The organism is Exiguobacterium chiriqhucha RW-2 (assembly GCF_000416965.1).
In the GTDB taxonomy this organism is placed as follows: Bacteria; Bacillota; Bacilli; order Exiguobacteriales; family Exiguobacteriaceae; genus Exiguobacterium; species Exiguobacterium chiriqhucha.
The window spans coordinates 132489-144643 of record NZ_ATCL01000022.1; the positions used below are offsets into that span (position 1 = coordinate 132489).

General features: G+C 53.3%; 15 protein-coding genes. 9 read left to right on the forward strand and 6 right to left on the reverse strand.

The window, feature by feature from the left end; translation table 11 throughout:
* The first annotated feature begins 109 nt into the window (after positions 1-109).
* Positions 110-1588, forward strand: a complete 1479-nt coding sequence (locus tag M467_RS30180; protein WP_021067962.1) for an HD domain-containing phosphohydrolase — start codon at positions 110-112, stop codon at positions 1586-1588.
* Positions 1589-1624: 36 nt separating this feature from the next.
* Here M467_RS30180 and M467_RS30185 read toward each other — a convergent pair whose 3' ends face one another.
* Positions 1625-1927, reverse strand: a complete 303-nt coding sequence (locus M467_RS30185) for an AzlD domain-containing protein (protein ID WP_021067963.1) — start codon at positions 1925-1927, stop codon at positions 1625-1627.
* A complete protein-coding gene (locus M467_RS30190; protein WP_021067964.1) occupies positions 1924-2652 on the reverse strand; it encodes an AzlC family ABC transporter permease in 729 nt (242 codons plus the stop codon). The genes M467_RS30185 and M467_RS30190 overlap by 4 nt, the downstream gene beginning before the upstream one ends.
* A 112-nt stretch (positions 2653-2764) precedes the next feature.
* Between M467_RS30190 and M467_RS30195 the strand changes: the two genes are divergently transcribed.
* Positions 2765-3466 (forward strand): CBS domain-containing protein, encoded by a 702-nt coding sequence (locus M467_RS30195; protein WP_021067965.1) that lies wholly within the window; start codon positions 2765-2767, stop codon positions 3464-3466.
* Here M467_RS30195 and M467_RS30200 read toward each other — a convergent pair.
* A complete protein-coding gene (locus M467_RS30200) occupies positions 3449-3784 on the reverse strand; it encodes an antibiotic biosynthesis monooxygenase (RefSeq protein ID WP_021067966.1) in 336 nt (111 codons plus the stop codon). The two genes, M467_RS30195 and M467_RS30200, sit on opposite strands and share 18 nt — an antisense overlap.
* Positions 3785-3862: 78 nt before the next feature.
* On the reverse strand, positions 3863-4702 hold the full coding sequence (locus M467_RS30205) for a M15 family metallopeptidase (protein WP_021067967.1): 840 nt from the start codon (positions 4700-4702) through the stop codon (positions 3863-3865).
* Between the two features lie 208 nt (positions 4703-4910).
* Here M467_RS30205 and M467_RS30210 point away from each other — a divergent pair, with 208 nt between their 5' ends.
* The gene (locus M467_RS30210; RefSeq protein WP_021067968.1) at positions 4911-5129 is read left to right on the forward strand and encodes a hypothetical protein; all 219 of its coding nucleotides are present in this window, start codon (positions 4911-4913) and stop codon (positions 5127-5129) included.
* 61 nt (positions 5130-5190) lie between these two features.
* Positions 5191-5661, forward strand: coding sequence for a hypothetical protein (locus M467_RS30215; protein WP_021067969.1), 471 nt, complete (start codon positions 5191-5193; stop codon positions 5659-5661).
* A 19-nt stretch (positions 5662-5680) separates the two neighbouring features.
* Here M467_RS30215 and M467_RS30220 read toward each other — a convergent pair whose 3' ends face one another.
* Positions 5681-6787, reverse strand: coding sequence for a glycerol dehydrogenase (locus M467_RS30220; protein ID WP_021067970.1), 1107 nt, complete (start codon positions 6785-6787; stop codon positions 5681-5683).
* 371 nt (positions 6788-7158) lie between these two features.
* Here M467_RS30220 and M467_RS30225 point away from each other — a divergent pair, with 371 nt between their 5' ends.
* From M467_RS30225 to M467_RS30245, 5 genes are all read left to right on the forward strand, one after another.
* Positions 7159-7818, forward strand: coding sequence for a type 1 glutamine amidotransferase domain-containing protein (locus tag M467_RS30225; protein WP_021067971.1), 660 nt, complete (start codon positions 7159-7161; stop codon positions 7816-7818).
* A 114-nt stretch (positions 7819-7932) separates the two neighbouring features.
* Positions 7933-8358: a DMT family transporter gene (locus tag M467_RS30230; RefSeq protein ID WP_021067972.1), complete on the forward strand. Its 426-nt coding sequence runs from the start codon at positions 7933-7935 to the stop codon at positions 8356-8358.
* Positions 8359-8369: 11 nt separating this feature from the next.
* Positions 8370-9041 carry a Crp/Fnr family transcriptional regulator gene (locus M467_RS30235; protein WP_021067973.1) on the forward strand — a complete coding sequence of 224 codons (672 nt, stop codon included), beginning with the start codon at positions 8370-8372 and terminating at the stop codon, positions 9039-9041.
* An 11-nt stretch (positions 9042-9052) separates the two neighbouring features.
* The gene (locus M467_RS30240; protein WP_021067974.1) at positions 9053-9529 is read left to right on the forward strand and encodes a DMT family transporter; all 477 of its coding nucleotides are present in this window, start codon (positions 9053-9055) and stop codon (positions 9527-9529) included.
* Positions 9530-9621: 92 nt separating this feature from the next.
* Positions 9622-10947, forward strand: a complete 1326-nt coding sequence (locus M467_RS30245; RefSeq protein ID WP_031200421.1) for a hemolysin family protein — start codon at positions 9622-9624, stop codon at positions 10945-10947.
* 10 nt (positions 10948-10957) lie between these two features.
* On the opposite strand, the gene M467_RS30250 is transcribed toward M467_RS30245, so the two are convergent.
* The gene (locus tag M467_RS30250) at positions 10958-12142 is read right to left on the reverse strand and encodes a M20 metallopeptidase family protein (protein WP_021067976.1); all 1185 of its coding nucleotides are present in this window, start codon (positions 12140-12142) and stop codon (positions 10958-10960) included.
* Positions 12143-12155: the final 13 nt, after the last annotated feature.

Genomic DNA, 12155 nt, shown 5'->3' on the forward strand with positions numbered 1-12155 from the left:
TGAATGACGGGTCCCTGTATAGGGGCCCGTTTTGTTTTGCTGTAAAATAGTGTCACTTTTGTCGATATAATAAGAAACAGGTCGGTAAGAAGGCAGGAGTGACATGCATATGTTCAAACAGTTTCAACGTACGCTCATTATGAACTACATATGGGGATCAGGCATCGCCGTGTTCGGGGTCGGGGGACTGTTTATTTTTCAGACGCTCAGTCTGTCCCAGACCGAGATGCTCATCTTGGCCGTCATCATGGGGATGTCGGGCATGACGATGATCGGGCTTGAATTACTCCTCTATCGGCGTCACATTCGTCCTATCTATCACGTGTTCCATACGGATGCACCGACCTATGAGGCGTTACAACAGGCGTTCAATCAGACGAGTCACTTTCCCACGTTGACGGTAAAGCGGATTCTGGGTCCACACTTATTCGGGTTATCCGTTCCGGCGATGAGTTTGACGGCGTTTGCCATTCACCAAGGCTGGATCGACCTCCCGTATCGGTTGATTGGTTTGGCGGCGTTCGGCGCCATCTTGATTGCCATCTTACACGCGCTTATCGAATTCTTTTTGACGTACCGGTCGGTGGAACCGCTCTTGCTCCAATTGCAAGAGATGAGCCATCGTCTACATCAACGTCCGCTGCAAGCGACGTATCGGTCCATCAGCGTCCGAACGAAGTTGTTGATTAGCATGCTCGTCATCGGGGTCTTCCCGGTCGCATTGTTCATTTTAGCGTCAGGAGTGCAGCTGTCGACGGTAGAACAAGCCGATGCGTATTGGCAGTGGGCGGCTTTGATTTTGGTCGTCATCATCGGAGTTGCGACGTTCAGTAGTTTTTTGTTGTATGACAACATCAAGCGTCCAATCGGGGCCTTGACCGAAGGGGTCGCCGCATTGGATGCCGGGCGGTTGAACACAATCGACAACCCTTACTCCGATGAGTTCGCCCAACTCGTCACGGGCTTCAACCAGATGGTGACGAACGTCACGTACCGTGATCAGGAAAACGAGCAACTGTTAAATAGCCTGTTTGTGTTGTTTGCCGCGACACTCGATGCCCGCGATTCGTATACGGCCGGACATTCTGAGCGGGTGGCCGCCTATTCCGTCGAATTGGCGCAGGCGCTTCAATTGCCGAATGAACAGATTGAGCTGCTCCGCAAATCGGCGTTGCTGCACGATATCGGAAAAATCGGGATTCGCGATGATGTGCTGTTGAAAGAAGGGAAGCTGACGGACCACGAGTTCGCTCAGATTCAAGAGCATCCGACGATCGGCATTCATATATTGAATCAAATCGCCTTGCCCGAGTCACTGCAACCGATTATGGCCGGGGTCCGGTCTCACCATGAGCGGATTGACGGGCGCGGATATCCGGACGGATTGGTCGGGGAAGGGATCCCGCTCTTCGGTCGCATCATGGCGATTGCCGATGCGTATGACGCCATGACATCGGACCGTCCGTATCGGAAAGGGATGCCTGTCGAAAAAGCACTCTCGATTCTCGAGAGTGGACGTGGTACCCAGTGGGATGCCGCATTCGTCGACGTGTTCGTTCAATTACGACGTCAGGCCGTCTCTGCCTAAACAAACAAGTCCGCCCGATTTGGGCGGACTTGTTTGTTAGAGGAGCGCATCCACGAGATACACCCCGGCAATGCCACCGATGACGACGAGCATCAAGTTGGCCCGGAGTAATGCGAGCGCTGCGGCGACGACCCCACCCGCTAAAGCGGACGTGAGACTGTTCGTCGCCTGTAGGATGCCCGGAAAAATCAGGCTGGCGAGCACCGCATAAGGCGTGAACAGTAAAAATCGCTTCAAGAACGGCGGCAACTTGACGTCCCTGAGCCAAAGCAACGGAACGAGCCGCGGGATGTATGTGACGAACGCCATTGCCAGGACGAGCAAGAACAGACTGATCATGCCTCATCCTCCTTGTATACCAAAGCGCCGATGCCGGCTGCGACCATCGTGGCCAAGATGATGCTCAAACCGGACGACAGCGGGATGAATGGAGAGACGCCGAAGTAGAGAATGGCTTGAGTCAAGACGGCGATTGCAGCCACGACGATGACCGGTTTGCGGGTAAGGGATGGGACGAGTAGGCCGATGAACATGGCGTACAAGGCGATGCCCATACTCGTTTGGACCGAGGCGGGCAAGCCGAAGGCGAGAAAGACGCCAATCCATGTCCCGACGTTCCAAGCCAAAAAGGCGATTAGGTTTAGTCCGAGCACGAAGTGGCCGCGCGTCGACTCGTCACGCGTCGAGGCGACACTGAACGTCTCATCGGTCACACCGAACGCGATGGCGGCCAGAAATCGATTCGAGGTCGTCTCGAGCCGCTGGGACAACGACGCCGACATCAGGAAATGCCGTAAATTCAGGATGAACGTCGTCAAGATGATTTCCCAATACATCGACCCGGCCATAATCAACTGGACACCGATGAACTGACTGGCGCCGGCAAAGATGAATAATGACATGGCGAGCGTGATGACGTTCGGCATGTCGAATGATTTCGCAAGCAGGCCGAAGGCGATGGCAATCGGGATGTAGCCGACGGCGACGGGAATACCGGCACGCATGCCGGAACGGAAGGCGTCCTTGTTCGGGATCGGTGTCATTTGCGAGACCGGAGTTGCCATGAGACCTCCTCCATTTCATAGATGATTTAATGTGGATTCGAGATTGGGTCACGCTTTCCTGCTCGAAGCTAAAAAAAATAGGGTATATATAGGCGATAAGGAGCGTGAATGTATGAGTCGAGCTGAAGAGTTTATCGCATCGTATCATCGAATTGAGGATTATTTGAGTCGAGAGATGGGAGACGGCCAGCATTTCAGTTTCAGCAACATGGTCAACCGTCTCGCCAAACACAATCCGATTATCGAACGGTATAAGGAAGATTTACATCAAATGAGTCAGTTGCGGAACGCCATCGTCCACGAGCGGCGGGAGCCGGACTTCATCATCGCCGAACCGCATGAATCAATCGTCAATTTGATTCTCGAGGTGGAGAAAGAACTGCTCCATCCACGTCAAGTCATCCCGCTGTTCCGAAAAATCGTGACGACGTTCGACGCCGATGACTCGTTGGTCGCCGTGCTCGGCGAGATTCGAGACAAGAACTATTCGCAGTTCCCCGTCTATAACCAAGACGGGTCGTGGCGTGGGTTGTTGACGAAAAAAGGAGTGACCAGTTGGCTCGCCGAAACGGTCGACGGGCCGCATGTGTCACTCGAAGGCGTTCAAGTCAAGGACGTGCTCCATCACGACCCGCACTTGCGGCGGTACCGGTTTATCGCGCAAGAGACGTCGGTCATCGAGGCGCACCATCACTTCATCAGTATGAAAGGCGGCGTCCGTCTCGATGCCTTGCTGATTACCGAGACGGGTCAAGACGATGAGCCGTTGCTCGGGATCATCCGACCACAAGATATTTTATACGTCATCGGTTGAAGCGCCGTGCTCGATGGCGACCTCATATTGGGTGACCGTGTTTCCGAGGACGATGGGCTTCACTTCAGAAGTGCCGTCGTCCCGTTTTTTATGGGCATGCTTATACGCACCGCTATCGCGCCAATTCTCAAAGCTCGCCGCGTCGCGCCATGTCGTCATGATGACGACTTGATCTTTCGTCTCATCCGATGTATCCGTCAACACCTGCATCCGGACGAACCCGTCCATCGACTCGATGCCTTTCGTCGTCTGGAAACGGGCGGTGACCGCGTCGACCTTTCCTTTTTCAACGTCTAGTTTGTTCATGACAATCCACATGCACATGTCCTCCTCTGCGATATCGTACGCATCCATTATACATGGAACGACAACGATGCTTCGCTCGAGATGCTCGCGTCAACGTGTGGCCCACCACTCCTCGAACGTCCAATTTTTTTGTTTCATCGTCGTCGCTTCTTTCACGCCGACGTAGCGAAGGTGCCACGGCTCGTAGTTGTAGCCGGTGATTTTTTCTTTTCCTTTTGGATAACGAAGGATAAACCCATAACGGTGTGCGTTCTGTAGCATCCATCTGCCTTCCGGGGTCTGGTCGAACGAGGCATAGAGTCCCATCTGCATGCGTGCACTCGTCATATCGACGGCGAGGCCGGTTTGATGCTCACTATATCCAGGACGGGCGACATATTTTGAGGCGTACGCCGTGCCGCGGGCATTGACCCAATACGTGTAGAGTGATTTCTGGCTGGCGTAGGAACGATAGGCACTGAGCGCATAAAGTGTGTGTCCTTCTTTTCGACCGGCGTAATAGAGGCGGGCTAGCGCGTGAGCGGCTTCAGCGGCCATGAGGGTTCGCTCGCTTCCTTTCGTGTAGACGGTCGGAATGGTCAACGTGACGAGTTGCCGCGAACGATATGTGCTCGAGAGGCCGTGTTGTTTATTGACGAGTCGAATCCGTTCCGCAGGCGCAAGTTTCGGGATGCCAGCTTTCAAGTTGCTCGATGGGGTATAGTAGCGCGTGCCATTGAGGTAAACGTTCGACCAGCTGCGATTGTACGTGTTGTATTGGACAGGTGTGTTCGTGGACAGCGTCTTGGCGACCGGAGACGCTTGCATCGCCCGCCAGTACAGTTTCGTCGTTTTAATCGTGTAGCCTGGCTGGGGTGACGGGGTTGCGGCGGAAGTGGACATGACAGGAAAAATGAGCATCAAGACGAGGAGTACGCGGATTAGTTTCATAAGGATGACCTCCTTTTGAGTCGGTGCTCTTCTTTTCCCTTTTTTTCAAATGATGAAAAGATAACGAATCAGGGAATAAGAGAGAAATCGTCTCCGTCTCTTGACCTGAAGCGTGTACTGCCTGAGCCCGATGTGCCGACAGCCCAAAAACGATACACTTATCGTGTAGGGAAGAGATGGATCGAAGTATCGAAAGGAGTGAGCACATATGGAACTCATTTTTGGTTTACCATTGTTATTGCTTGTCCTATTCTTTGCCTTTTTGTATTTCAACATCAAAGGGCTATCGAGTATGTGGAAAGATTACAATCGGACGAAATCGATGATTCCTCTCGGATTTTTCATCATCGGGATTATCGGGATCTTCACCGGCGTCTGGACGTGGCTCGTCATCTTGATTTACTATGCCGTCCGTCCGAAAGCCTGACCGGACACCGTGTGCGAAAGCGCATGGTGTTTTTTTGTTATACTGAGGACGAGGTGTTGTCATGGATAAATTGATTAAAGCGTGGTTCATCATCACGCTCATTACGTTTGTACTCTTTAAGCTCGGTGAGACGATGACCGCCGCCTATACGGAATCGGCGGGCGAGGGGAATCCATACGTGCTCGTCTTGCTGGTCGGTTGGCCGTTCATCCTATTGTTCATTTGGATCACGATTCGGCTCGCGCAGCGCACCGTCGCGTCGGTAAACCGTTTGGCGCGAATCGGTCTCTTGGTGGGGAGTCTCGTCATGGCGGGAGTCGGTTTCTATATTAACGCCGAGCAGGCCGCTTCGCTCCGCGCTGGCATCCGTGCTTCTGAGAACGCGGCCTATGCGTCAGGATGGAATCAGTTCACGAACATCATTTATGCGAACCAATTGACGTTTTTCGTCCTGACGGTCAGTTGTATGGCGCTTGGAGTGGCGTTTTCCTTCGTCACCCGCAAACAAACAAACGAGGAACGGCTCAACTAGCCGTTCCTCGTTTGTTTGTTTAGCGGAGTTTACTTTGATACAGGCGGGCGTAGCGGTCGGCCGCGATGATGGCATCGGCGACTTGTTCTGGGGTGACATCGAATCCGCTATGAATCGTCTCGCCTTCGGCGGTCGCGGCTTGGCCGACTTTTAAGATGTCCTCGCGAGAAGCATCTTTCAATTTCACGTCTTCAAGCGTGACGGGTAACTCGAGCGCCATATACAAGGCGATGTAGCGGTCAAACTCTGCCTGGGTCCGGCCTTCGAGTGCGAGTTGGACGAGTGTGCCGAAGGCGACTTTTTCGCCGTGCGTCAAATGGTGAATGTCGCCATGCAAGGCCGTGAATCCATTATGGATGGCGTGCGCAGCGGCTAATCCACCACTCTCGAACCCGAGACCGCTCAAGAGCGTGTTCGCTTCGACGACGGACTCGAGTGCCGGCGTGACGACTTTGGCTTTTACGGATTCGTAAGCTAGAATCCCGTAATCGAACAGCACTTCTTCACAGCGTTTGGCAATTGCCTCTGCGGCAATGGTCGGGACACCGCCCGCCATCGTTTTTCCGCCAAACGCAAGGACACTTCGAACCTCGACCCATGTCGCGAGCGCGTCGGCAATTCCTGAGGCGAGGAACCGAGCCGGGGCCTCAGCAATCAGTTTCGTGTCGACGAGAACCAAATCTGGATTCTTTTTATAGAACCGATACGTCTCAAAGTTTCCTTCATCCGTATAGATGACAGAGAGGGCACTCGTCGGCGCATCCGTCGAAGCGATGGTCGGCACGATCACGATGCGGGCGTCCAGTTCGTCAGCGACGGCTTTGGCCGTATCGAGCGTTTTCCCGCCGCCCATCCCGATGACGACTGCGGTATGGCTCTCTGCGGCCGCTTTAGCAATCCGTTCAATCTCGTGACGGGAGGCCTCACCGACGAAATCGGCCTTCTCAGCGTTGACGCCGCTCGCTTTAAGTGAATCGGTCACCCGTTCCCCAATCAAGCGCCAGACGATGTCATCGGCGATGAGCAACGCCTGTGACCCGAAGTGACCGACATGGTCCCCGATTCGATCGATTGTATTCTTGCCTTGCACGTACTTGGCTGGACTGATAAATACGCGTTCTGACATATTCAACATCCTTTCTGAAGTAGCGATCACGACAGGACAACAGTAGATTTGTTCCCGATTCAACCCTAGCTTCAAACAGACATCCTTGTGACAGCTCGGTGAATCCGAACCGAACTTCTTTCACAGCCCACTCATCATCACGAGTAATACAATCAAGACGGCGACGGCAAGAAATCCCCAATCGAGTACGTATCTCATCACAATCGTTCCTTTCTGCCAGCATGTAATGAGTATAGACGGTCGGCAAGCGAAAGCCATTTCCAAAATCGGACCAGGTCAAAAAAATAACGACGTCGCAGGTCCGGAGGTTTGAATGGAACCAGAGCGGGAACAACTCTTTCGTATGCTTAATTTAGAAGGAGGAGTTTTCAATGTCTAAACATGTACTGATTGTCACGACGTCTGCCGATCAATTAGAGAACGGTCACGCGACAGGGCTTTGGCTCGAGGAATTCGCTGCACCGTATCTTCAATTCGAGAAGCAAGGTTATAAAGTCACGGTGGCGAGCATCGAAGGTGGAGACGTGCCAATCGATGCGAACAGCTTAGAGGGCGAATTGCCGCAAGAGGTGTTGGATACGCAACATCTATTGAAAGACACGGCCCGACTTGACCAAGTGGCGGATGACACGTATGACGCGGTCTTCCTTCCGGGTGGGCATGGGACGGTCGTCGACTTCCCGAACAGTGAGACGTTACAGCGTGTCATTCGTGACACGTATGAAGGTGGAAACGTCGTCGCAGCCGTCTGTCATGGTCCGATCGGTCTCGTCAACGTCAAGTTGAGCAACGGAGAACCGCTCGTCAAAGACAAGCGCGTGACAGGATTCACGGACGCAGAAGAGCGCGAGATGCAGCTCGACTCAGCGGTGCCGTTCCTACTTGAATCGGCGATGCGCGAGCGTGGCGGGAAGTTCGATAACGCCGACAACTGGGCCGTCAATGTAGCCGTGGACGAGCGCCTTGTCACGGGTCAGAACCCGCAGTCGTCAGAACAAGTTGGCGCTGAAATCGTCAAATTGCTCGGATAATCGTAAAGACAGCTTAGGAATGATTCCTAAGCTGTCTTTTTTTTCGGACATATGTCCTTTTCAAAGCGTTCCATCTCACGTACAGTCAGACGAGGAGATAGGAGGGGAACTTGTTTGGGAATTTTATTTGCCGTGCTCTCGGGCACGTTCATCGCGTTGCAAGGTATTTTTAACGCTAAGCTCGGTTACGCGGTCGGCGCCTGGTTGTCGGTCACAGTCGTCCATCTCGTCGGTCTCGTGCTCGCACTCCTCATTTATGCGTTCAAACGGGATGCAGATTTGACGGCGTTTCGGCGCGTGCCTTGGTATTACAGCCTCGGCGGTTTGTTCGGAGTCTTCGTCGTCTTCGGGGAATTGACAGCCATTCAACAGCTCGGTGTCACATGGGCCATTTGCGTTTTGCTCGTCGCCCAATTGATTGGAGCGTTTTTGATTGATGTGAACGGATGGTTCGGGGTGAAACAGAAACCCGTCAATCAAGGTCAGCTTTTGGGGCTCGCTTTAATGATCATCGGGATTGGGATTTACACGTTCACGTAAGGAGGAGCCAGATGAGAGTAGAAACAGCGTTAGCACGGCTCGGGTGGGCCCATCTGTTTTCAGGACAAACGTTAGAGGCGTCGACAATCATGACCTATCCGTCCGGGGCGATGCTCTGCACGAATGGTAACCCGATTGAGTCACTCTTCGTCGTGTTGTCGGGACGTGTCAAAATCTATACGTTAAGTGAGGAAGGCAAGTTGCGCTTACTGCGTTTAAAGATGGCCCCGACGTTGATTGGAGATATCGAATATGCGAGTGGACGCAACGTGCTCCACACGGTCGAGACGGTCGGCCCGGTGACGTGTTTGCGCATCCCGTTCGATGTGTTGCGCACACATAACCGGACAATCGAATTTACGGAGCACCTTCTCCGTGGCGTGTCTGAGAAGTTGTTTATCGAGGCGAACGCCTCATCGAACCATCTCATGTCGACGCTCGAAGAACGGTTGGCGGGTTATCTCGTCTCGCTCAGCGAGTCAGGGAATGAGTTGTTCCAAGATGAGATGAGCCAGTTGAAGCGAAAAGAAGTCGCGGAATGGCTCGGGACGAGCTATCGCCATTTGAACCGGACGTTACAGGCGTTCGCGGATGAGGGACTCGTCGAGAAAACACGGACGCAAGTGACGATTTTAGATGCGACTCGATTAAAAGAACGTGCCAATGGCATGTTGTACGAATAAGGAGGAAATTCATGATAGTAGGAATCATCTGTTCGGCAGTGGCCGGCGCATTCATAAGTGTCCAAGCGGCGGTCAATGCAAAAATGAACGTCTATTTAGGAGCCTGGGCGACGACGGTGCTCGTCTTTATCGTCGGGTTGCTCGGTTCGCTCGTTCCACTTGTTCTATTTGGCGGTAATCTGCAAGGGCTGTTTGACATCTCGCCGATTTATGCGCTCGGCGGTCTGCTCGGTGTCGGTGTCGTCTTCTGTGTCATGCGAAGCATTCAATTGCTCGGGCCGACTTTATCGGTGTCGATTATCCTCGTCTCTCAATTGATTTGGGCACTCGGTGTCGATTTGACGGGTGCGTTCGGGATGCCTCAGTTGTCACTGTCCCCAGGTCAGGTCATCGGACTGATGGTGTTGCTTCTCGGTGTCATCGTCTTCAAGCAGTCACAAGCAACGGCTCTTCAGCAAGAAAGCTCAAAGGAAGCGACTTCACGTTGAAGTGGCTTTTTTCTTGAGCAAAACGGGTACAGATGGATAACGAATCTCTGATAGGATAGAGAGGGAAGCAGTACGAAATATACGCAGAGGTGATGAAAACGGTGGATTCTTCCATAGTAATCGATTTACTAATTGTTTTATTCTTGATTGTGTTGAACGGGATTTTCGCGATGACGGAGATCGCGCTCATCTCGTCTAAACCGGCCAAACTTGAAGTCGAGGCGAACCGCGGTAAGCGCAGTGCTGAAATCGCACTCAAGTATTCAAAAGATCCGACCGACCTGTTATCGACGGTCCAAGTCGGAATCACGTTAATCGGGATTATTAACGGGGCCTACGGGGGTGCGCGTTTTTCGGCACCGCTCGGCGAATTGTTCGCACAGCTCGGAATGAGTGCCCAATACGCACCGACCGTCGGTTACGTCGTCGTGGTCACGATTATCACATACTTGTCGCTCATCATCGGTGAACTCGTGCCGAAACGGATTGCCCTCGTAGCACCGGAGAAAGTCACGATGGCCATCATTCCAGCGTTGGATGTATTCAGCAAAGTGATGCGACCGTTCATTTGGATTTTATCGAAATCGACGTTGTTCCTCTTCAAACTGCTCGGCTTGAAAGCGGAACAATCGAGTGGCGAGACGGAGCTCGAGATTAAGCAACTCTTATTCGAAGGGGCCCAACAAGGGGCGTTCGCCCACGAAGAAGTGCAACAGGTCGAGCGCGTGTTTGCGTTTCATGACCAGTTGATTTATGAGTTGATGCAGCCGCGGACGACGCTCGAATGGGTCGACCTCGAAGATGATATGGACGATATCAAGAAATCGATTTATGAGAGTAAACACAATAAACTCCCGGTCGGTCGCGATACACTCGATGAGTTTGTAGGTTATATCGATGTCCGTGATATTTTGACGTTACCGACGCTTCGGGAGCCATCGCAAATCTTGAAACGAATCAAACAACCGCTCGTCGTGCCAAAACAGCGAGAAGCGAGCCAAGTTTTGCAGATGATGCAAAAGAATGGCGTCGAGATCGCCTTCGTGCTCGATGAGTATGGTGGGTTCCTTGGAATGGTCACGTTGTTCGATATTTTGGAAGAAATCGTCGGCGAAGTGATGATTGAAGAAGAGACACCGGAAGTCGTGCGCCGTGAAGACGGTTCGTATTTAGCCGACGGTTTGCTCGGCATCGAAGATTTGAAGCGGACGTTTGGGATTCGAGACAATCGTTTCGATGAAGGACGCAATTCCTATCATACGCTTGCCGGTCTCGTCATTTATTCGCTCGGGGACTTCCCGAAACGGGGAGATGTCGTCGAGGCGTACGGACTCCGGTTCGAAGTCGTCGATATGGACGGAAAACGTGTCGACCAAGTGCTCGTGTCGATGCTATCTGATCAAACAGAAGAAGACTGACGCCGCGGCGTCAGTCTTCTTTTTTGTGCATGTTCCACGTCTCGAACGCCGCCTGCATGAGGATGCGGGCGGTATGCAGCATCGCCCGTTCATCCACATCGAACCGAGGGTGATGGTGCGGGAAGACGGCTCCGACTTCCGGGTTGCCGGCCCCTGTGAAAAAGAAACTACCGGGGACGTGTTGCATATAGTAGGCGAAATCTTCTCCGACCATGAGCGGTGCCATCTCGATGACGCCATCCGTCCCGACGACACGCGCGGCACTGCGACGCACATGGTCGGTCTCGGTCGCATGGTTGATGACAGCGGGATAGCCGCGAATGTAATCGAGCTCATAATGTGCCTCACTCGCCGAACAGATGTGGGCGATGGTGCGCTCCATCTCGGTAATGATGCGCGTCTGTGTCTCCGGGGTGAACGTCCGTACCGTGCCGGACAGTTTCGCCTCGTCGGCGATGACGTTGAACGCTTGACCGGCGACGAACGTCCCGACGGTCAAGACGGCCGGTTCGAGCGGGTCGATGCGGCGGCTGATGACTTGTTGCAACTGGCTGACGATATTGGTTCCGACCATGACGGCATCGACCGTGTGTTGCGGGATGGCCCCGTGACCTCCCTTGCCTTTGACGGTCAGTTCGAACCGGTCGGCCGCCGCCATGATCGGTCCGGTCTTCACACCAACCGTGCCGAATGGAAGCGGCGTCCAAATATGAGAACCGTAAATGTAGTCGACCCCGTCGAGGCAGCCATCTTCGATCATCGGTTTGGCCCCGCCTGGTGCGAGCTCTTCCGCGAACTGATGGATGAGGACGACATCTCCGGGAAGATCGATTTCCGTAAGGGCTTTCGCCAAGACGAGCAGCGTCGCCGTATGGGCATCATGGCCGCAGGCGTGCATCGAGCCGTTCACTTTTGAACGATACGGGACATCTTTTAAATCTTGAATCGGTAACGCATCGAAGTCGGCACGAAACGCGATGGTTGGACCGTCACCGCCATGAATCCGTCCGACGACACCGTTGCCGCCGACGTGTTCGCGCACGTCGAGCCCGAGCTCACGTAAATAGGCCGCAATCGTCCGCGGTGTCTCCCGTTCTTCAAAGGAGAGTTCGGGATGTTGGTGGAAGTGGCGTCGAAGCGACACCATCTCTTCGTATAACTCAGTCAATCGGGAATCGAGGTCAGTCACAAGCATAGCAAGCACTCCT